The organism is Achromobacter sp. 1012554356, from assembly GCF_059760815.1.
In genome coordinates this window covers 1-19,976 of record NZ_JCBANC010000023.1, presented here as the reverse complement: position 1 = coordinate 19,976, position 19,976 = coordinate 1, and the positions used below count along the sequence as shown (strand labels likewise).

At 68.0% G+C, this 19,976-nt stretch carries 17 protein-coding genes; 11 read left to right on the top strand and 6 right to left on the bottom strand.

Annotated elements, in window-relative coordinates:
• Positions 1-124: 124 nt before the first annotated feature.
• The 5 genes from AC6LJW_RS13905 (at position 125) to AC6LJW_RS13885 (ending at position 5,070) form a co-directional block, all read left to right on the top strand.
• Positions 125-367 (top strand): hypothetical protein, encoded by a 243-nt coding sequence (locus AC6LJW_RS13905; protein WP_056558365.1) that lies wholly within the window; start codon positions 125-127, stop codon positions 365-367.
• A gap of 158 nt (positions 368-525) precedes the next feature.
• A complete protein-coding gene (locus AC6LJW_RS13900) occupies positions 526-1,002 on the top strand; it encodes a sigma-70 family RNA polymerase sigma factor (protein WP_235511986.1) in 477 nt (158 codons plus the stop codon).
• Between the two features lie 11 nt (positions 1,003-1,013).
• Positions 1,014-2,015, top strand: coding sequence for a FecR domain-containing protein (locus AC6LJW_RS13895; protein ID WP_498087577.1), 1,002 nt, complete (start codon positions 1,014-1,016; stop codon positions 2,013-2,015).
• A gap of 164 nt (positions 2,016-2,179) precedes the next feature.
• Positions 2,180-4,651 carry a TonB-dependent siderophore receptor gene (locus AC6LJW_RS13890; protein WP_427984428.1) on the top strand — a complete coding sequence of 824 codons (2,472 nt, stop codon included), beginning with the start codon at positions 2,180-2,182 and terminating at the stop codon, positions 4,649-4,651.
• Positions 4,652-4,722: 71 nt separating this feature from the next.
• The gene (locus tag AC6LJW_RS13885) at positions 4,723-5,070 is read left to right on the top strand and encodes a hypothetical protein (protein WP_056558356.1); all 348 of its coding nucleotides are present in this window, start codon (positions 4,723-4,725) and stop codon (positions 5,068-5,070) included.
• 18 nt (positions 5,071-5,088) lie between these two features.
• Here AC6LJW_RS13885 and AC6LJW_RS13880 read toward each other — a convergent pair whose 3' ends face one another.
• Complete coding sequence (locus AC6LJW_RS13880) at positions 5,089-6,732, bottom strand: ATP-binding protein (RefSeq protein WP_498087576.1); 1,644 nt, start codon at positions 6,730-6,732, stop codon at positions 5,089-5,091.
• Positions 6,733-6,873: 141 nt separating this feature from the next.
• On the opposite strand from AC6LJW_RS13880, the gene AC6LJW_RS13875 reads away from it, so the two are divergent.
• From AC6LJW_RS13875 to AC6LJW_RS13865, 3 genes are all read left to right on the top strand, one after another.
• On the top strand, positions 6,874-7,392 hold the full coding sequence (locus AC6LJW_RS13875; RefSeq protein ID WP_427984425.1) for a sigma-70 family RNA polymerase sigma factor: 519 nt from the start codon (positions 6,874-6,876) through the stop codon (positions 7,390-7,392).
• The gene (locus AC6LJW_RS13870) at positions 7,389-8,360 is read left to right on the top strand and encodes a FecR domain-containing protein (protein WP_498087575.1); all 972 of its coding nucleotides are present in this window, start codon (positions 7,389-7,391) and stop codon (positions 8,358-8,360) included. The genes AC6LJW_RS13875 and AC6LJW_RS13870 overlap by 4 nt, the downstream gene beginning before the upstream one ends.
• 94 nt (positions 8,361-8,454) lie before the next feature.
• A complete protein-coding gene (locus AC6LJW_RS13865; protein ID WP_498087574.1) occupies positions 8,455-10,917 on the top strand; it encodes a TonB-dependent siderophore receptor in 2,463 nt (820 codons plus the stop codon).
• On the opposite strand, the gene AC6LJW_RS13860 is transcribed toward AC6LJW_RS13865, so the two are convergent.
• The 3 genes from AC6LJW_RS13860 to acnA are packed head-to-tail and all read right to left on the bottom strand — an operon-like array spanning position 10,914 to position 15,537.
• Positions 10,914-11,963, bottom strand: a complete 1,050-nt coding sequence (locus AC6LJW_RS13860; RefSeq protein ID WP_498087573.1) for a lactonase family protein — start codon at positions 11,961-11,963, stop codon at positions 10,914-10,916. The two genes, AC6LJW_RS13865 and AC6LJW_RS13860, sit on opposite strands and share 4 nt — an antisense overlap.
• Before the next feature lie 50 nt (positions 11,964-12,013).
• Positions 12,014-12,910 (bottom strand): GntR family transcriptional regulator, encoded by an 897-nt coding sequence (locus tag AC6LJW_RS13855; protein WP_427984420.1) that lies wholly within the window; start codon positions 12,908-12,910, stop codon positions 12,014-12,016.
• Positions 12,907-15,537, bottom strand: a complete 2,631-nt coding sequence (gene acnA, locus AC6LJW_RS13850; protein ID WP_498087572.1) for an aconitate hydratase AcnA — start codon at positions 15,535-15,537, stop codon at positions 12,907-12,909. The genes AC6LJW_RS13855 and acnA overlap by 4 nt, the downstream gene beginning before the upstream one ends.
• Before the next feature lie 89 nt (positions 15,538-15,626).
• Here acnA and AC6LJW_RS13845 point away from each other — a divergent pair, with 89 nt between their 5' ends.
• A complete protein-coding gene (locus AC6LJW_RS13845) occupies positions 15,627-16,610 on the top strand; it encodes a Bug family tripartite tricarboxylate transporter substrate binding protein (RefSeq protein WP_056558332.1) in 984 nt (327 codons plus the stop codon).
• 24 nt (positions 16,611-16,634) lie between these two features.
• On the opposite strand, the gene AC6LJW_RS13840 is transcribed toward AC6LJW_RS13845, so the two are convergent.
• Complete coding sequence (locus AC6LJW_RS13840; RefSeq protein ID WP_498087571.1) at positions 16,635-17,330, bottom strand: 2OG-Fe(II) oxygenase; 696 nt, start codon at positions 17,328-17,330, stop codon at positions 16,635-16,637.
• A gap of 123 nt (positions 17,331-17,453) precedes the next feature.
• Between AC6LJW_RS13840 and AC6LJW_RS13835 the strand changes: the two genes are divergently transcribed.
• Positions 17,454-18,146 carry an HAD family hydrolase gene (locus tag AC6LJW_RS13835; RefSeq protein ID WP_427984414.1) on the top strand — a complete coding sequence of 231 codons (693 nt, stop codon included), beginning with the start codon at positions 17,454-17,456 and terminating at the stop codon, positions 18,144-18,146.
• Positions 18,147-18,269: 123 nt separating this feature from the next.
• Here the strand turns inward: AC6LJW_RS13835 and AC6LJW_RS13830 are convergent, their stop codons facing one another.
• The gene (locus tag AC6LJW_RS13830; protein WP_498087570.1) at positions 18,270-19,052 is read right to left on the bottom strand and encodes an SDR family oxidoreductase; all 783 of its coding nucleotides are present in this window, start codon (positions 19,050-19,052) and stop codon (positions 18,270-18,272) included.
• Between the two features lie 313 nt (positions 19,053-19,365).
• Here AC6LJW_RS13830 and AC6LJW_RS13825 point away from each other — a divergent pair, with 313 nt between their 5' ends.
• Positions 19,366-19,893, top strand: coding sequence for an MgtC/SapB family protein (locus AC6LJW_RS13825; RefSeq protein ID WP_498087569.1), 528 nt, complete (start codon positions 19,366-19,368; stop codon positions 19,891-19,893).
• Positions 19,894-19,976: the final 83 nt, after the last annotated feature.

Here is a 19,976-nt window from a genome sequence, read left to right as displayed (position 1 = left end):
CAAGAATAGGAAACTCGGTCTTTTTGACAGGGGACAAGCGGGACCGGACGCTATACGATCGGTGTGATCCACCCTGCGAGGACAGCGCGTCCTTGCACATAAGCTTCACCAGGAGGAGACCTGGATGCCTCATTTGGATTGGACGCCCGGCGACACCGTGCCGGACCGCCAGGGTTATTACGAGACGCGGCTCGATACCGGCAGCACCGCGATTTCGCTGTATAGCGTACTGGGCTGGATGCCCTTGAAGACGCCGGGCAACCTGGTGAGCTGGCGCGCGCTGCCCCCCGCCGTCGAACGCCAGGAAGCCGAACGCCATATACAGGAGATACGCGCCGCGCAGAGCCACATCCCGATGGACTACTAGCGGCGCCACGCCGCCAGACGGCTGGCGTGTGGGGCAGAGCCTTGCAAAGACGGAAACCGCATCTATAATTGCGAATCATTTTCATCTCGTCTTGCTCTCAGGCGGCGACGCCGGGCCGCACCGCCATGCCATCCTCCTCATTTGCCTCTCGTGCAGAGGTGCAGTCCGTTTATCAGGCCCATCATCAATGGCTGCGGGGCGTGTTGCACCGCAAGCTGGGCAATGCGTCGGATGCGGCCGACCTGGCGCATGACACGTTCGAGCGCCTGATCCGCGCCAATGTCCGCGAACCGCTCAATGAACCGCGCGCCTACCTGCGCACCATCGCCACCCGGTTGCTGATCGGCCGGGCGCGCCGCGCCGCTTTGGAAGCCGCCTACGCCGAGACGCTGTCGCTGCAGCCCGTGGCGGTCGAACCCTCGGTCGAGGCCCGCGCGCTGATCCTGGAGGCGCTTGCGGAAGTCTGCGAACTGCTGGACGCCTTGCCGATGACCAGCCGCCGGATCTTCCTGATGGCGCAGATCGACGGCCTGTCGTATGCCGAGATCGGCCAGCAGTTGGGCCTGACGCCCAACGCCGTTCAGAAGTCGCTGGCGCGCGCGCTGGTGCACTGCTACACGGCCGTCTACGGCTGATCCCCGGATATATGGACAACGCCAAGCTGCTGCGGCCGCACGCGCCCGAGGCCGGCGCCATCGATCCCAAAGTGATCCGGCAGGCCGCGGACTGGTGGGCGCGTCTGCGCGAAGACGCCAGCCCCGCCGACCGCGATCGTTTCGAGCGCTGGCGGCGGGCGGAACCTTCCCACGAACTGGCATGGCAACGGCTGGGCGCATTGACGCGCGACGTGGCGGCGGGCGTGGCGCAGGCGGGGCCGTCGGTGGCGTCGCGCACCTTGCTGCAGGCGCCGCTGATCCAATCCCGCCGTACCGCAATGCGCCTGATGTTCGCCGCCGTTGGTGTCGGTCTGGGCGCCTGGGCCGTGGGCGAGCGCGACGCGATCCGCCGCTTGTCGGCGGACCTGCGCACCGGCACGGGCGAACGCCGGTCAGTGACGCTGCCGGATGGCACGCAGGTCGAATTGAACGCCGGCACCGCGGTGGATCTGCGCTATACCGCGAGCCAGCGCGAACTCGTGCTGCTGCAAGGCGAGATCCTGATCGCGACGGCGCGCGATGCCAACGGCCGGCCGTTCAGCGTGCGCACGCGCGGGGGCGTGGTGACGCCGGTGGGCACGCGCTTTCTGGTGCGCGATCTGGAGGCCGGACGCATGCGGGTGGCGGTGCTGGAAGGCGCGGTGGACGTGCGCGGCTTGGCGCCGGACACGGTGCCGCGGCGCGTGCGGGCCGGCGAACAGGCGGAATTCACCGCGGGCGGCAGCTTTGCGCCGGGGACGCTGGAACCCGGCGTGTCCGCCTGGCTGGACGGCATGCTGATCGCGGACGAGATGCCCATGGCGGCCTTCCTGAACGAACTGGGCCGCTACCGCCCGGGCCTGCTGCATTGCACGGACGCGGCCGCCGGGCTGCGCGTGGTGGGGGCGTTCCCGCTGGGCGACACCGACAAGGTGCTGGCCATGCTTGAAGAAATCCTGCCGGTGCAGGTGCGCCGCTACACCCGCTACTGGGTGACGGTGAGCCACGTGTGAACCGCGTTGCCCTGTGATTCTCATCCCTCGGCGAGTCGCAGTTCCTTCATCGCCGGCTTTTTTGTAACAGCAACGGCGGATATCCCGATCTCGCGCTTCATGTAAGGAAAGCAGCCCGGTATGTCGAGGCTGCGCCGACTTTTCATGAGCCTGGGAACCCTTTCATGTCACCTCGTCCTGTCCGCGCCGCGAGCGCTGCGGCGCTTGTCCGTCTCCCCCTGCGCCGCACGGCGCTGAGCGCCGCATTGCGGCGTTTCGCGCCGCTTGCCGCGGTTGCCGTCCTGGCGCCGGTGGCGGTGCATGCCCAGGCTCAGGGCCAGGCGCCGCGTGCCGTTGCGTTCAGCATTCCCGCGGGTCCTTTGAGCGCGGCGCTGGGCACGTTTGGCGTGCAGGCGGGCGTGATGGTGGCGTCCGATCCCGGCCTGACGGCCGGTGCCACGACGCGGGGACTGACGGGCACGTACGCCGTGGACGCCGCGCTCGAGCGCCTGCTGGCAGGCACGGGCCTGCAAGCGGTTGCGCGCGCCGAGGGCGGCTATCGCCTGCGGCAGGCGCCGGCCGAGGCGGCCGCGACGCTGGCGCCCGTGACGGTGACGGGCACCTACAACACCACGACTGACGGCACGGGTTCTTACACGTCGCCGGCGGTCACCATCGGCAAGACGGCGCAGGCGCTCAAAGACATTCCGCAATCCATCACCGTGCTGACGCGGCAGCGGATGGACGACCAGGACATGACCAGCCTGCCCGACGCCGTCAACAACACGGCGGGCATGGTCGGCGTGCAGGGCGTGGGCGCCGGCGTCGCGATCAATTCGCGCGGCTTCCCCGTGGATCTGCTGCAATACGACGGCGTGTCCCTGCTGCGCAACAGCTACAGCCTGGGCAACTGGGAACAGGATTCGCTGGTGTTCTATGACCGCGTGGAGATCCTGCGCGGCGCGGCGGGCCTGCTGCAAGGCGCGGGCAGCCCCGGCGGCGCGATCAACCTGGTGCGCAAGCGCGGCGGCGCGGAACCGTCGGTGGTCGTGACGGGCAAGGTGGGCTCGTGGGATCACTATGGCTTGACGCTGGATGCAGGCGGCCCGCTCAACGAATCGGGCACGCTGCGCGGGCGCGTGGTGCTGGATGAAGACCGCAGCCATTCGTACATCGACTACGTGTGGGACAAGACGCGCAACCTGTACGCCGCGCTGGACTACGACATTACCGAGAACACGACGGTGGGCCTGGGTGTCAGCAACCGGTACAGCCGGTCGCGGCCCATGTTCGTCGGCTATCCCCGTTATGAAGATGGGGGCAGCCTGGACCTGCCGCGCTCGACGTTCACCGGCTCGACCTGGAACCGGGCCACCAACGACCAGACCATCTTCAACGCCGACGTCACGCATCGCTTCAATTCCTCGTGGCGCTTCCGGCTTGCCGGCGTGGCGATGGACGAAGACAACACGACCGTGCACCAGCGCGTCACCGGACCCGTGCAGCGTGACGGCAGCGGAATGGACTACGGCAATTTCGGCGTGGACTTCACGAGCCGCCAGCGCGGCATGGACATGTCGGTGGCGGGTGACTTCAACGCCTGGGGCATGGCGCAGGAAGTGGTGATCGGCGCCAACTACTCCAAGCTCACGACGAATGACCGGTTCACCCGCTCGTGGGAGAGTGGCGGCAATATCTTCGATCTGGACCATCACCGTCCATGGCAGGACATCGATTCCATCGTCGCCGCCAGCGGCTACGATTCGCGCAGCGCCTACGACATCCGGCAGAAGGGCATCTACGGCACGTGGCGCGTCAAGCCCACGCAATCCCTGGCGCTGATCGGCGGCGGCCGCGTCGGCTGGTTCGACTACAGCTACAGCGGCGGAGGCGACACCACGACGTCGTCGACCTCGGGCAAGTTCATTCCGTACGCCGGCATCGTGTATTCGCTGACGGACAACTGGTCGGTGTATGGCAGCTACACCACGGTGTTTGAACCGCAGACCGAGCGCACGGTGTCGGGCAGCCTGCTCAAGCCGATCGAGGGCAACAATTACGAGGTCGGCGTGAAGGGTGAACTGGCGGACGGCCGGGTCAATACGCTGCTTGCCTTGTTCCGCTACGACCACAAGAACCGTGCGGTCAACGATTACGACGCCGGGTTCGCCTGCAACGGCTGGTACTGCTCGCGCGCGGCCGGCAAGGTCCGCAGCCAGGGCGTCGAGGCCGAGATTTCCGGCGAGGTGGTCAAGGGGCTGGAGCTGTATGCCGGCTACGCCTACAACACCACCAAGTTCCTGGAAGATCCGGACAACCAGGGCAAGGTCTTCAACACCTGGACGCCCAAGCACATGCTGCGCCTGTGGGCCAACTACAGGCTGCCGGGCACGTGGAACCGCCTGAGCGTGGGCGCCGGCGTGAATACGCAGACGTCGACGATCAGCTCGGACCGCGAATTCAAGCTGGCGGGATTCACGATCTGGAACGCGCGGGTGGGTTACCAGGCCACGCCGGAACTGAGCTTCGGGCTGAACGTAAACAACGTGTTCGACAAGAAGTACTACGTGCCTTCGTACAACACGCTGTCCAGCAACAACTACTACGGCGAGCCTCGCAATGTGATGCTGACCGTGCGCTACGCGCCCAAGCTGTAAGGACGCGCGCGGGGGCTCGTGTATAACGTCCGGGACGGCGCCACCCGTGCGCGCCGTGCAAGGAGCTGATTTTGCGCGAGTCCGTGGCGACGTTCCTGGATGCCGGCCTGCTGGTGCTGGCGGTGCTGGCCTTTGTGCTGCCGGCGCTGTCGGCGCTGGCTTTGCTTCTGCGCGCCCGGCCGCATCGCTTTCCGCGCTTGAACACCCCGGGCTGGCGCCGCGCCGGCGTGGCGGTGCTGTGGCTGCCGTTCATCGTCATGGCGGTGTATGGCGGCGTGGCGTGGTGGGCGGCCAGCGTCTATGACCGCTATTATTTTTTCGGCCTGCTGATCTGCTTTGCGTATCTGCTGTTCGCCATGCTGCTGTCGGGGGCGGGGCTGTTCTGGATCCGCACGACCCGGCGCCTGCCGTCCGCGTGAGTACCCGCCGGCCGCGTTTCAGCGCATCAGCGCATGCACCTGGCTCGCCAGGTCATCAAGCGTGAATGGCTTCTGCAACACGGGCGTACCTGCCGCCGGCGCGTTGTCACCCTCGGCGCTTTCGCCGTAGCCCGTGATGAACAGCACCTTCATTCCCGGCCGCAATATCCTGCCGGTCTCCGCCACCCGCCGCCCGTTCACGCCGCCCGGCAAGGCCAGGTCACAGACCAATAGGTCGATCCGGTCCTGTGTGGTCAGATGCTTGAGCGCGCTGGCGCCGTCCGTCGCTTCGATCACGTCGAAGCCGATTTCCATCAGCAGTTCGGCGGTGACTTCGCGCACGGCCGGATCGTCCTCGGCCAGCAGCACCGTCCCGCCCTGCAGGGCCCGCGGCGGCAGGGCTGATGCCGTGTCGGCGGCGACCTCGATGCGGGCGCCGCCATGGCGCGGAAAGTAGAGGTCGATATCCGTGCCCCGGTCCGGTTGCGAGCGCACCTGGATATGTCCGCCGGATTGACGGACAAAGTTGTGAACCAGCGCAAGTCCCAGGCCGGTGCCGCGCTCGGCCGGCTTGGTGGTGTAGAAGGGTTCGAACATGCGGCGTATCGTTTCGGGCGACATGCCGCACCCTGTGTCGGACACGCGCAGCCGCACGTGGTCCCCCGGTTGCAGACCGCGCTCGCGCGCGATCTCGGCGTCCAGGGTCACGTTGCATGTCGCGATGCGCAGCGTGCCGCTGGCGGACAGCGCGTCGCGTGCATTCAGGCACAGGTTCAGCAGCGCATTTTCTAGCTGGTGCGCGTCTACCCAGACCGGCCACAACCCGGCGGCGCAGTCCAAGTCCAGCGTGACCGCCGATCCGGCGCTGCGCGCGATCAGCGCCTCCATGTCGGCGATGACATCATTGATGTCCACCGCCTTGCGCTCCAGCGGATGGCGGCGCGAAAAGTTCAGCAGGCGGCGCGTCAGGACGGCCGCCTTGTCGGCGCCGCTTTTTGCGACCGCGATATGACGGCCGAGGTCATCGGTCCGCCCCTGCGCGAGGCGCTGCGACAAAAAATCCAGGCTGCCGGAGATGCCCGTCAGCAGATTGTTGAAGTCATGCGCGACGCCGCCCGTCAGTTGGCCGATGGCTTCCATCTTCTGGCTTTGGCGCAAGGCATCTTCGGTCAGGCGCAGCGCGTCGGCCTGCGCCTTTTCGGCGCCGACCCGCGCGGTGGTATCAATGACGGTGTCGATCATGCCGACGACATCGCCGTTTTCATCGCGCACGGGGCTATAGCAGAACGTGAAGTTGGCCATCTCGGCGCGGCCGGATCGGTGGACGACGAGCGGATAGTCCTCGATGAAGGTAGCCTCGCCGGCGTAGGCGCGTTCGGCGAACGGGCCGATCAGCGACCAGGCTTCGCGCCAGATCTCATCGAACGGGCGGCCCAGCGCGTCAGGCTTGGCGCCCAGGATGGGTACGAACGCATCGTTGTAGATCGAGATGAGTTCGGGCCCCCAGACCAGACAGGACGGGAACCGGGATGACAGCACCATGCTCGCGGCAATGCGCAACGAGGCGGGCCAGCAAGCGATGGGACCGAGCGGCGTGGCCGACCAGTCGTGGCGGCTGACTCGTGCGCCCATTTCCCCGCCGCTGGCAAGGAACAGAGGCATGGACGGGTCGTTCTGCATGGCGCTCGATAGGGGGGCGGGGGAGGTGACCGATTCTATCCCAGCGCCTGGGCGCGTGTGCGCGGGCAGGCGGCTCGTATAGAATAAAAACAATTCCTATTTGCATATATGCCGAGGTGCGCCTTGCCTGCGCCGCTATCCCCATCCGCCGACAACGTCACCCAGCTTTATCGCGAGCACCACGGTTGGCTCTCGATGTGGCTGCGCAAGAAGCTGGGTAGTTCCTTCGACGCCGCGGATCTGGCGCACGACACCTTCGTGCGGCTGATGGCGGGCCGGCGCCGCGAAGAGACCGGCGCCGAGCCGCGCGCGCTGCTGACCCACATCGCCAAGGGCCTGGTGGCGGACCATTGGCGCCGCCGCGCGGTTGAAGACGCCTACCTGGCGGCCGTGGCACACGTGCCCGAGGCTGAAGCCCCGTCGCCGGAAGCGCGCGCCCTGATCCTGGAAACGCTGCACGCCATCGACGCCGCGCTGCGTTCGCTGCCCGTCCGCACACGCGAGGTGTTTCTGCTGTCGCAGTTCGACGGCATGGGCTATGACGAGATCGCGCGCAAGCTGCGCGTGTCGCTGTCGACCGTCAAGCGCCATATGCAGGCTGCCTTTGCCGCGTGCCTGATCGCCTATCAGGCGGACGCGTGAACGCGGCCATCGACCCCGTCATCCTCCACGAAGCGGCCGGCTGGCTGGTGCGTCTGCAGTCCGAGACGTTGTCGGCGGCGGATCGCGCGGCGCTGGCCCGTTGGCGGGCGCGCAGCGCCGATCATGAAGCCGCCTGGCAACGCGCCGAGGCGATGCTGCGCGGTTTTGGCCAGGTGCCGCCGCGGATTGGCAGGCAAGCGCTGCGGCAGGCAGACCGCACCGGACGCCGCCAGGCCGTGCGCGCGCTGGCGGGGTTGCTGGTGCTGGGGCCGGCCGCCTGGCTGGGCGTGCGCGAGCTGCCCTGGCGAGAATGGCGCGCGGACCTGCGCACGGCGACCGGCGAGCAGCGCCGCGTCGAACTGGCCGATGGCACGCAACTGGTGCTGAACACGGCCAGCGCCGTGGACGTCGACTACACCCCGACGCAACGCGTGCTGTGGCTGCGCGCGGGCGAAATCCTGCTGACGACGGGACGCGATCCCGCGCCGGCGCCGCGCCCGTTCCTGGTGCAGACGACGCAGGGCGTGCTGCGGGCGCTGGGCACGCGATTCATGGTCCGCGACGAAGGCGCCAGCGTCCGGGTGGCGGTGTACGAGGGCGCGGTCGAGGTCCGGCCGGCCCGGGCGGACGTCAGCGCCCTGGTGCTGGCGGCGGGCGAGCAGACCGTCTTCACGGCCAGCGGGGCCGCGGCGCCGGTCCCGGCGGATTCGTTGGCGGCGTCGTGGGCGGACGGCATGCTGGCCGCGCGCAACTGGCGGCTTGCCGATCTGGTGGTTGAACTGGGCCGCTATCGCCACGGTGTGCTGCGTTGCGATCCCGCCGTGGCCGAGCTACGCGTGTCGGGGGCGTTTCCGTTGAACGACATCGAAGCCAGTCTGCGTCTGCTGCAAAAGACGCTGCCGGTTCGGGTGAGCCGCGTGACCCCGTGGTGGACGACGATTGCGCCGCGCGCCGCCGTTACAAATTAATCGCCGATCGGCTGACACTTTTTTCCGCTTCGTCCGGTGTACCGGGTGAACCGCCGCGACATGCGCGCCACCCCTACCCACGAAGGATCGTTTCATGGTTTCCCGACTCTCCCGATCGCCCCGCCTGCCGCGCGGCATTGCCGTCCTGTCGCCCGCGGCGTCGCTGGTCCGGGCGGCCGGCCTGGGGCTGGCGCTACTCGCGGCCTCGGGAATGCCGGCGCCCACGTTCGCGGCCGAGACCGCCAGCGCCGCGCCGCGCAAGTCCTACGCCATTGCGCCGGGACCCCTGGGCGACGTGCTGGCGCAGTTTGCCGCCAGTGCGGGCGTGCCGCTGTCGTTTGATCCCGCCCTGGTGGCGGGCCATCACAGCGACGGCCTGCAGGGCGACTACACCGTGCGGGAAGGGTTCGCGCGGCTGCTGTCGGGGTCCGGTTATGCGCTGGCCGAACAGGGCGGCGGCGCGTATTCGCTGCGCAAGCTGCCGGCAGCCGCTGGCGAGACCACCGTGCTGCCCGCCGTGACGGTGGACGGGGCAGGCGTCAGCCCCTCGGCGTTGCCGGCCGAGTTCGCGGGCGGCCAGGTGGCTCGCGGCGCGCGGATGGGTCTATTGGGCAACCGCGACGTGATGGACGCGCCGTTCAATGTCACCAGCTACACGTCGGAATTGCTGGCGAACCGCCAGGCCGTTACCCTGGCCGATGCGCTGACTGTGGAGCCGTCCGTGCGCTTTACCGGCCAGATCGGCGGCGTGACCGATTCGTTCTACATCCGCGGCTTTCCCATCGGCGAAGGCAACCTCGGCGAAATCGCCTTTGATGGCGTGTATGGCGTCGCGCCCAACTATCACGTCTTCACCGACTACATCGAGCGCGTGGAAGTGCTGAAGGGGCCGGCCGCGCTGCTGTACGGCATGTCGCCCAACAGCGGGGTGGGCGGCGTCATCAACATGGTGCCCAAGCGCTCGCTGCCCGAGGACTTGACCCGCGTGTCGGCCGACTACGTCGGCGACTCGCAGTTCGGCGCCCGGGTCGACCTGAGCCGCCGGTTTGGCGACGCGGGCGAATGGGGCGTGCGGGTCAACGGCATGCAGCGGCAGGGCGATACGCCGCTGGACAACATGAAATCGCGTACGACCATCGGCGCGCTGTCCCTGGATTACCAGGGCGAACGGCTGCGCGCCTCGCTGGACCTCTTGACGCAGCACGAGAAGATCGACGCCCCGACGCGGCCATTCCTGGTGGCGCCGGGCATTGCCGTGCCGCGCGCCGCGGACGGCCGCCGCAACGCCACGCAGCCGTGGGGCTGGTGGAAGTCTGACGGCCAATCGGCGCTGCTGCGCGTGGAATACGACATCAGCGACCGCCTGACGGTGTTCGCGGACGCCGGCGGCTCGGACACCACCGTGTCGCGCCTGTCGGACCAGACGCCCACCATCGTGAACGAGGCCGGCGACACCGTGGTGACGCCCAACAACTTCCGTTTTCAGGTCAACCGCAGCACCTACAACGCCGGGTTGCGCGCCAAGCTGGACACGGGGCCGGTGCGCCACGCGATCAGCTTCATGGGCAGCCTGTACAGCGACCGCAACCTGCAGGCCAGCGTGAACGGCACACCGCTCACGTCCAACATCTACCGCCCGATCACGCGTCCCGAACAGCACATTCCCGCGCCCGCCAACGTACCCAAGGTGTCGTCGTCCGACCTGTCCGGACTGGCGCTGGCCGACACGCTCAGCATCCTGGACGAGCGCGCGCAGTTGACGCTGGGCCTGCGCCACCAGCGCATCGAATCGCGCAACTTCAACGGCGCCACGGGCGTGCGGACCGTCAGCTACGACGAAAGCGCGACCACGCCGCTGGCGGGCCTGGTCATCAAGCCCTGGCACAACGTCTCGCTCTACGCCAACTACATCGAGGGCCTGAGCAAGGGCGACGTGGCGCCCGCCACCGCCACCAACGCGGGAGAGGTCTTCAAGCCGTACAAGGCCAAGCAGAAGGAAGTGGGCGTCAAGGTCGAGCTGGACAGCGCGATGGTGACGCTGAGCGCCTTCGAGATCACCAAGCCCAGCGGGCAGCTCACGAACGGGGTGTACGCCGCCGATAGCGAGCAGCGCAACCGCGGGCTGGAATTGAACGTGTCCGGCGAACCGATGCGCGGTCTGCGCCTGTTGGGTGGCGTGACGTTCCTGGATGGCGAGCTGACGCGCACCAACAGCGCGGCCACGCAGGGCAACCGGCCCGTGGGCGTGCCGGCCGTCGCCGTCAACCTGGGCGCCGAGTGGGACACGCCGTGGGTGACCGGGCTGACGTTGACGGGCGGCATGGTCTACACCGGTCGCGAATACATCAACCAGGCCAACACGCAGTCCGTGCCGTCGTGGACGACGTTCGACCTGGGCGCGCGCTATGCCCTAAAGGTTCAGGGCCGGGACGTCACGCTGCGCGCCAACGTCGTCAATGTGTTCAATCGCGCCTATTGGTCCGGCGTGGCGTCGTACGGCACGATCTCGCAGGGCGTGCCGCGCACCGTCATGCTGTCGGCGACGATGGACTTTTAACGGCCGGCAAACACCATGCACACGGGGCTGCCGACGGGCAGCGCATAGCCGTCGTGCGCCAGCGTGCCGCTGGCCGGATCGACACGAAACCGCTGCAGCGTGTCGCTGTCTTCGTTCAGCGTGAAAACAAAGCGGCCGTCGGGCGACAGCGTGAAAAAGCGTGGTGTCTTGCCGTGCGTATGGGCGTGCTGCACGAGGGTCAGACGGCCAGTTGCGACGTCCACCCGAAACACTGCGATGCTGTCGTCACCCCGATTTGACGCGTACAGGTGCAGGCCATCGGGGTCCAGCGCAATGCCGGCGGCGCGGCTGTTGCCGGTATAGGTGTCGGGCAGGGTGGGCAGCACCTGTAAAGGGCGCAGCGCGCCCGCGTCCGCGGCATAGACCGTGACGGTGTTGTCCAGTTCGTTGACGACATACAGCCATTTTCCAGACGGATGAAAGACCGCATGGCGCGGTCCCGCGCCTTCGCGTGCGGCCGCGACGCTGGCAGGCTGCGCGCCAATGCCGTGCGCGTCGGCGGGATACAGAAACACCCGGTCCAGCCCCTTGTCTGGCACCGCGACATACTGGCCCGACGGGTCGAGCACGTTGAAGTGCGGCTTGGAAAACGGCTGCTCCTTGCGGTGCGGCCCCGGCTCGCCGGCCAGCGGCACCGTCTGCGACACGGCTTGCAGCGCGCCGTCCGCCGCCACGGGCAGCACCGCCAGCGCGCCGGTCAGGTGGTTGGACACCATCAGGTAGCGCGCCGATGGCCCCAGCGCCAGATGGACGGGGTTGCGGCCCTGGCAGTCCTGCATGTGCCAGGGCGTCAGCGTGCCGTCGCGCGGGTCGCGGCGCAGCGCGCTGACCTCGCTGCTGTCGCCGTGCACGGTGTACAGGATCGGCAGCGACGGGTGCGGCAGCAGATACGACGGATTGTGCAGACCGCCCACGACCTGCTTGAGCGTCAGCGTTCCCGTTTCGGGCGCGTAGTCGAACACGCTGATGCCCTCGCCTCGGGCATTGCGTTCCCGGGTGGTCCGGGAGCCGATATAGACATACATGGCGCGAGCCTCTTTTCTGCCAGTTGAAAACAGCCGCGCCACGCGCGGCCCTACGAAGTCAGGATGCCGCTGATGCGGGCCAGGTTGTCGAGCGTGCTGCGCAGGTGCGCGGAAAGCGCGTCGGCCGCTTCGTCGTTGCGTTCGCGTTCCAGCAGATCCAGGATGGCCAGGTGCTGGTCGCAATGCTGCGTGTATCGGCTGCGGTCCTGCATCGAGCGGTAGGACAGCAGGCGGCGCACGCGGTTGACGCGCTTGATCGTGTCGATGAAAAACGGATTGCCGGAGGCTTCCACCAGCGATTCATGAAAGCGCACGCCGCGATCGTGGAGCTGGTCGGCGGTGTCGGTGGCGATGCCGCCGTTCAGCAGGTGCATTTCTGCGGCGCGGCAGCGCGCCAGCACGGATTTTTCGATGCGAAATCCGGGCTCGCGCAGCGCCGCCGGCTCCAGCGCCAGGCGCAGCCGGTAGGACTGCAGCAGGCTGTCGGGCGTCGTCATCATGGACGAGAATTCCCAGCCGTAACCAGGCCGGCGCTGTGCCCAGCCTTCCTGCGAAATGCGGCCCAGCAGCGCTTGGGTCTGCGCATTGGTCAGCGCGTAGCGCGTGCGCAGCAGCGCTTCGCTGCACTGCATCGGCAGTTCACCGCGCAGCAGTTCATCGGCAAGCGCAAAGTACGTCTGCGTGACGATGTCGTCCGCCGATGGGGGCGCGATATCGGTGGGGGCCTCACCCGCGACGTCAAAGTCGCGCAGCAGGAAGTACCCGCGGTTGGGCTTGCGCGCCACCACGCCGTGCTGCTCCAGGATGCCCAGCGCATCGTTGACCGGCGAGCGCGACAGCCGCAGGCGGTCGGCGATCTTTTGCGCGCGCAGGTGCGCGCCCTCCTGCAGACGGTCTTCCTTGATGAGGTCCAGAATCTTCGTGACGGTATTGGTTTGCGCGCTCATGGGTGGCGGACGGCCGATGAAATGGTGTCCGACAGAATAGCGGGAATGACGCCGCCCATCTGCAATAGGCGGATCTCCAGCCGGGTCTCGACGGCGGCGGTGGCGGTCAGCGGCTCGGCCTGGCCATCGGCGCGCAGGATGCGCGCGGGGATGGCGGCACGGGGCGTCAGCCTGGCGGCCTCGGCGTCGATCTCGATCCTGTCGCCCGGTTGCAGCTGCAGGGTCGCGGGCGTAACCCCGTCGGGCAGGCGCAGCGGCAGGATGCCCATGCCGATCAGATTTGACCGGTGAATGCGTTCGAAGCTGACCGCCAGCACCGCGCGAATTCCGAGCAGGCGCTGGCCCTTGGCCGCCCAGTCGCGCGACGAACCGGTGCCGAAGCGCGCGCCCGCCACCAGCACGACGGGCTGCGACGCCTTGCCGTAATGCGCGGCGGCGTCCCAGATGGGTTCGAGCCGGCCGCTGGGCGCGTGCAACGTGTGGCCGACGGGGGCAGCGGGACAGAGCAGATTGGACAGGCTCTTGCTGTAGAACGCGGCGCGCATCATGACTTCCCAGTTGCCGCGGCGCGATGCGAACACGTTCAGGTCGTTGCGGTCGTCGCCGCGTTCGACCAGGAAGTCCGCAATCAGGCTGTCGGGCGGGATGGCGCTGGCGGGCGACAGGTGGTCTGTTGTGACGTCGTCGCCCACGACCAGCAGCGGATACGCGGTGTAGCGGCCCAGTTGGCTGCCGGCCTCGGTGCTGGCAAAAGGTGGGCGGCGCAACGCGGTGGACGCGGCGTCCCACGGAAACCGCGCCGACGCGGGCGATTGCAGGGCCTGCCAGGCGGGGTTCGCGCTGGCGATCTTGAACGCGGCGCGATAGTCGTCGGGTCGCTGCCCGGCGGCCAGCGCGGCGTCGATCTCCGCTTCCGTCGGCCATAGCTCGGACAGGTGCACGGCTCGGCCATCGGACGTCACCTGGACCGGCTCGCGGCTCAGGTCTCTTTCCGCGTCGCCTGCAAGTGCAAAGGCGATGACCAGCGGCGGCGACATCAGAAAGCCCAGGTCCAGATCGGGATGGATCCGGCCCGTGAAATTGCGGTTGCCGGACAGCACCGCCACCGGGTGTATGGCGCCCTCGGCCAGGGCGTCGCGCACCACCGGAGGCAGCGGGCCGGAATTGCCGATGCAGGTGGTGCAACCGTAGCCGACGATATCAAAGCCCACCGCGGCCAGGTCGTCCAGCAGACCGGCGCGCGCCAGGTATTCGGCGGCGGCGGGCGAGCCGGGTCCCAGCGAGGTCTTGACCCAGTGCGGCGGCCGCAGTCCGGCCTGTCGGGCCTTGCGGGCTAGCAGCCCGGCGGCCGTCAACAGGCGCGGATCGGACGTGTTGGTGCAGCTGGTGATCGCGGCGATGGCGATGGCGTGGCGGGGAAGGGGTGTGTGCGCGCGCGGCGTGAATTCCATCGACGCGAGAATCTCGCGCGTCTGTCCGTAGGGATGCAGATCCTGCGGGCGCTTGGGGCCGGCGACGTGCATCTGCACGGCATCCAGCGCGATGTTCACCACTCGGGTATAGCGGGGTTCGGCGTCCGGATCCAGCGCGATGCCGGTGCACCGCGCGTAGGCCTCCACGCGCGCGATGTGATCTTCAGTACGGCCCGTCTGGCGCAGGTAGGCCAGCGTCTCACCGTCGATGGGGAAGTAGCCCGTGGTCGCGCCGTACTCGGGCGCCATGTTGGCCACGACGCAGCGGCTGCCGGCGGGCAGCGTGGCCACGCCCGGTCCGAAGAATTCAACGAACTCGCCGGAGACGTGGATGGCGCGCAGGCGCTGGGTGACGGTCAAGGCCAGGTCCGTGGCCGTGACGCCGGGCCGGAGCGCGCCCGTCAGCCGCACGCCGATCACGTCGGGAATGCGCAGCATCGTCGGCATGCCGAACATAACCGTCTGCGCTTCCAGGCCGCCCACGCCCCAGCCCAGCACGCCGATGCCGTTGATCATCGGCGTATGGCTGTCGGTGCCGATCATCATGTCGGGATACAGGGCCGTGCCGGCGGGACCCGGCTGCTGGCAGACCACCGTGGCCAGTTGCTCCAGATTGATCGTGTGCATGATGCCGGTGCCGGGCGGGTGGATGCGCACGTTCGACAGCGCCTTGGAAGCCCAGCGAAGAAAGCGGTAGCGCTCGGCGTTGCGCCGCAGTTCCAGGTCCAGATTGGCTTGCGCCGCATCGGCGCGCGCATAGGCCTCGACGGCCAGCGAGTGGTCCACCGACACGTCCACCGGCAGCACGGGATTCAACACCGATGGATCGACGCCGGCCTCGGCCAGCGCGTCGCGCATGGCGGCAATGTCGACCAAGGCGGGGGTGCTGGTGGTGTCGTGCATCAGCACGCGGCCCGGCTGGAAGGCGATCTCGGATTCGCTGGTGCCGTGCGCCAGCCAGCCGAACAGTGCGGCGACGGCGGCGTCGCGCTCGGCGCCCTGCATGTTGCGCAGCGCGTTCTCCAGCAGCAGGCGCAGCACGACCGGCAGCCGGAAGTAGTCCGCGCCGTATTCGGCGGGAAGGTCCAGGCAGGTGTACGGCACGCCGTTCAGGGTGAAGTGTGCGCAGTGCAGCGGGGCATTGGTGTTTTCCATAGCTGCCAGTTTTGCATATTGCCTGCATAAAATGCAATTAAGGAAAAACCCGGCCGCGCATCGACGCAAGGCCATAACGGAGACAGACCATGCCCCCCATTCGTACCCTGGCCGCCGCCGCGGCCCTGGCGCTTGCCGCCTCAACCCCGCTCCACGCCGCCGACCTGCCGGCAAACCGCCCCATCACCCTGATCGTGCCTTTTGCCGCGGGCGGCGGCGTGGACGGCATGGGCCGGCTGCTGGCCGAGCGTCTGCGCAGCGAACTGCCGCAGGGCGTGGTGGTGGAGAACAAGCCGGGCGCCAGCGGCATGCTGGGTGCGACGGCGGTCGTGCGTTCCGCGCCGGACGGCGCGACGCTGCTGCTGGGATCGGCCGGCGAGACGGCCATCAATCCGCTCGTCTTCAAGAGCAAGATGCAGTACCAGCCGGAAAAGGATCTGGCGCCGGTCGCGCTGATTGCCCGCGTGCCGAACGTGCTGGTCGCCAATCCCAAGCTGCCGGTTGCGAATGTCGAGCAGCTGGTGGCGTATGGCCGCGCGCATCCCGACAAGCTGACGTACGCGACCAGCGGCGTGGGCAATCCGCAGCACCTGAACGGCGAGCTGCTGCAGTCGCTGGCGGGCATCAAGATGGTCCACGTGCCGTACAAGGGCGCCGCAGCGCAACTGGTGGACGTGGCGGCCGGCAGCGTGGACCTCACGTTCGTCAGCCTGGCGGGGGCCTTGCCGTTCATCAAGAGCGGCAAGGTCAAGCCGCTGGCGGTGACGTCCGCAAAGCGCGCGTCGTTCGCACCCGACATTCCCGCGCTGGCCGAGTACGCGCCGCTCAAGGACTACGCGCTGGAAAACTGGTTTGGCGTGTTCGTGCCGGCCAATACGCCGCCGGACGTGCAGCAGAAGCTGGCCGCCGCCATCGACCGCAGCCTGAAGGACGAGAAATTCGTGGCCAGCATCCGCGAGCTGGGCGGTGAAGTGCAGCCGATGAGCCAGGATGAATTCCGCGCGTTCATCAAGGCCCAGACGGCGGTCTTTGCCAAGGTCGTGGCCGACGGCAACATCACGGCGGAGAACTGATACGAGTTGCGCGGCGGGTGGGCGCTATGGCGAGTCGTGCAGCATCAAATCAAGGCCGACGCGTTCACCGCTGCGCACACGGCTGATTGCCTGGCGTTCCGTGACGCGGTAGATGCCCTGCGCGCCCGATACGGGGCGGTGCGACGTTGCGATCACCGCCCCATCGCCCAGGCCCAGCGGCAACACCATCGGGCGCGACTGCATGCGCGGACGCTGCTCGGTCATGACGAGTTCGCCGCCCGTAAAGTCCACGCCGGGCTCGGACAGCAGCACGGTCAGCCGCAACGGAAACACCCTGGCGCCGTCGGCATGCTGCAGCAGCGGCTGGTAGCCGGATGCGTGCAGGCGCTGGATCGTGGAGAGGCTGCGCGTTTGACCTGATTGGCGGTTCTGCCGGATGTAGGCGGGCAGATCGTCCGGGTAGGAGACATCCACGTCCAGGGCGCTTGCCCAGGCGCGCGCCACCGGCAGCAGGCGCGCGTAGAGATCGGCGCGCAGGCTGGCCAGCGGTGGCAGTAAGGGATCGGGCAGGACTTGCAGCCCTGCCAGCGTGCGTGCGTCAGCCGGCGCGTAGAGCGCGGACAGCAGCGCCCAGCCCTGCGCGTTCAGGTCTTGCGCGATGCGTATCCAGTCGTATTGGTCTAGCGGGCGAGAGGCGGGCGTGGTCATGGTCTTGGGCGTGGGCGTGTCTTGGATGCGGTCGTCGTCGTACAAATCCACAGCTTAGCCACGCTGGCGCGCCCCGGCACTCCGCCGTTTGCTGTCCGCAGGGCCGCGCCAGCCGGCGGTCAGTTGCCGTGCAGTATGCTTACTCGCTTCATCGACACTCCCCCGCTGCCCGCAATGACTGATTTTCCCTTTGACGCCGTGCTGTTCGATTGCGATGGCGTCCTGGTCGATTCCGAACCCATCACCAGCCGCGTGCTGACCGAGATGCTCAACGAATTGGGCTGGGGCATCACGCACGCCGAGACGATGCTGATCTTCACCGGTAAGGCGGTCAAGGACGAGCTGCCGCTGATCGAGGCGCGCACCGGCGCCACGATCGATCAAGCGTGGTTCGACCAGTTCCGCCAGCGCCGCAACGATGCGCTGGACCGCGATCTCGTCGAAATCCCCGGCGCGCCCGATGCCGTGCGCGCGCTGCACGAAGCGCTGGGCGGACGCATCGCCGTGGCGTCGGGCGCGGACCGCCGCAAGGTCGAGCTGCAACTGGCCAAGGTGGGCATTGCAGACTGCTTCGAGGGCCGTGTCTTCAGTGGTCACGAAATGCCGCGCAGCAAGCCGTTCCCGGACGTGTACCTGGCGGCCGCGCAGGCGCTGGGCGTGGATCCGGCGCGTTGCGCGATCGTCGAGGATACGGTCACCGGCGCAACGGCGGGCGTGGCCGCCGGCGCCACCGTGTTCGGCTACAGCCCGGGTGAACCGGGCCACAGCGGCGCCCAGGCGCTGCGCAACGTGGGCGTGTCGCACGTGTTCACCGACATGCGGGAATTGCCGGCGCTGCTTTCGGGTTGGCGGGCGGCTGCTGCCTGACGCGCCGGACCCGATTGCCACAATGCGCTGTCAGGCGGCCGCCGCTTGACGCAGGGGCGCGCGATTGCCGATTGATGTGCTTTCACGCGGCCGCCGCTTGACGCGTATGCGCCGCGCCGGCCGTCAGCGGCCGTGCGTGGCGTATTGTTCGCCGCCGTCCAGATCGATCACGGTGCCGCTCAAATAACCCGCGCGCGGCGAGGCGCCAAAGACGATCATGTCGGCCACCTCGGCCGGTTCCATCAGCCGCCCGAAGGGCAGATCCGACAGCGTTTCCTGCCAGCGCGATTCGTCGCCCCAGCGCGCCTGCGCGCGTTGCCGTGCCAGCGTCAGCACGCGGTCGGTACGCGTGCGCGACGGATTGACGCCGAACACCCGCACGCCGTGGCGCGGCGATTCGCCGCCCAGCGCGCGCGTAAACGCGATGAGCGAGGCGTTGGCCGCCGCGCCGCAGATGTATTCCGCGCGCGGCGCCGAGCCCGCCATGCCGATGATGTTGGCGATGACGCCCGACCCTGCATCGCGCATCGCCGGATAGCAGTGGCGCGCCAGGCTGATGTAGCCATGCACCTTCAATTCCCAGCCCGCGCGCCAGCGTTCGTCCTGCACCTGATCCAGCGCACCGCCCGGCACGGCGCCCGCATTGTTCACCAGGATGTCGACGGGCCCCGTCTCCTTGCACAGACGTTCGGCCGCGCCAGGCTGCGCCAGATCCAGCGTGACCGCGCCCGCCTGCCGTCCCGTTTGCTCGCGGATGGCGGCGGTGGCGCCATGCAATGCGGCATCGTCGCGCGCAACCAATATCGGCTCGGCGCCTTCCCGCGCGAACGCGATGGCGCACGCCAGGCCGATGCCCTTGGAGGCACCCGTGATGAGTACGCGTTTACCCGCCAGCTCCAGATCCATGTAGCGCTCCTGTCGATGCGCGCCGATCGGCGCGGCCTTGCAGACGTTGTAAACCGGATGCGCGGCGCTGTGGGACCCGACGAAGGTTTTTTGAAGGCCCGACGGCGTGAGGTGTCGACGGTGTCTGACACCCAGAAGGTGTCTGACACCCTGGTGAGATCGGCTTCATATCGCAACGGTGCCTCAAGGGTGTCAGACACCTGCGCATATCGCACGGGTGCCTCAAGGGTGTCAGACACCGGCGTTGCAGGTGTGCCGCGTCCGCGTGCCGGCCTGCTATGCTCGTTCTCTCCTCGGTTCCAAGGACTCGTCGATGTCGCAAATCTGGCTGGAAATCTGGACGGCGGTGCGTACTGAATTTGCCGATATTCCCGACGTGGCAGAGGCTACGCGCATCGTGCTGCGCTTAAGCATGGCCGTCCTCTTGGGCGGCCTGCTGGGTTACGAACGGGAACGTAGCGGCAAGGCGGCCGGGCTGCGCACGCACATGCTGGTGGCGCTGGGCGCGGCCATTTTCGTGCTGGTGCCGTTGCAGGGCGGCATGGAAGTCGGCGACCTGAGCCGCGTGCTGCAAGGCGTGATCGCGGGCATCGGCTTTCTGGGGGCGGGCGCCATTATCAAGCTGGGCGCCGAGCGCGAAATCCACGGGCTGACGACATCGGCCAGCATCTGGATGACCGCCGCCATCGGCGTGGCGGCCGGCATGGGCCGCGAGGCCACTGCCGTGGTCAGCACCTTGATGGCGCTCTTCGTGCTGGGCGTGCTGCGCCGCGTCGAGGCGCGCATTTCCGCAAGCCAGGAAAAGCGCGTGATCTCGACGGACGACAAGGGGTCACCGTAGCAGCGCACGCTGTTCCGGTGTCTGACACCCTGGGGAGATGCTCTCCGGTCTGCGGCGGTGTCTCAGCGGGTGTCAGACACCGG

Excerpts from the sequence above, each read along its gene's own strand:
- AC6LJW_RS13880 (WP_498087576.1), bottom strand. The coding sequence starts at position 6,732 with ATGCCTCTGTTCCTTGCCAGCGGCGGGGAAATGGGCGCACGAGTCAGC.
- AC6LJW_RS13835 (WP_427984414.1), top strand. The coding sequence starts at position 17,454 with ATGACTGATTTTCCCTTTGACGCCGTGCTGTTCGATTGCGATGGCGTC.
- AC6LJW_RS13890 (WP_427984428.1), top strand. The coding sequence starts at position 2,180 with ATGTCACCTCGTCCTGTCCGCGCCGCGAGCGCTGCGGCGCTTGTCCGT.
- AC6LJW_RS13895 (WP_498087577.1), top strand. The coding sequence starts at position 1,014 with ATGGACAACGCCAAGCTGCTGCGGCCGCACGCGCCCGAGGCCGGCGCC.
- AC6LJW_RS13845 (WP_056558332.1), top strand. The coding sequence starts at position 15,627 with ATGCCCCCCATTCGTACCCTGGCCGCCGCCGCGGCCCTGGCGCTTGCC.
- AC6LJW_RS13865 (WP_498087574.1), top strand. The coding sequence starts at position 8,455 with ATGGTTTCCCGACTCTCCCGATCGCCCCGCCTGCCGCGCGGCATTGCC.
- acnA (WP_498087572.1), bottom strand. The coding sequence starts at position 15,537 with ATGGAAAACACCAATGCCCCGCTGCACTGCGCACACTTCACCCTGAAC.
- AC6LJW_RS13855 (WP_427984420.1), bottom strand. The coding sequence starts at position 12,910 with ATGAGCGCGCAAACCAATACCGTCACGAAGATTCTGGACCTCATCAAG.
- AC6LJW_RS13905 (WP_056558365.1), top strand. The coding sequence starts at position 125 with ATGCCTCATTTGGATTGGACGCCCGGCGACACCGTGCCGGACCGCCAG.
- AC6LJW_RS13830 (WP_498087570.1), bottom strand. The coding sequence starts at position 19,052 with ATGGATCTGGAGCTGGCGGGTAAACGCGTACTCATCACGGGTGCCTCC.
- AC6LJW_RS13860 (WP_498087573.1), bottom strand. The coding sequence starts at position 11,963 with ATGTATGTCTATATCGGCTCCCGGACCACCCGGGAACGCAATGCCCGA.
- AC6LJW_RS13825 (WP_498087569.1), top strand. The coding sequence starts at position 19,366 with ATGTCGCAAATCTGGCTGGAAATCTGGACGGCGGTGCGTACTGAATTT.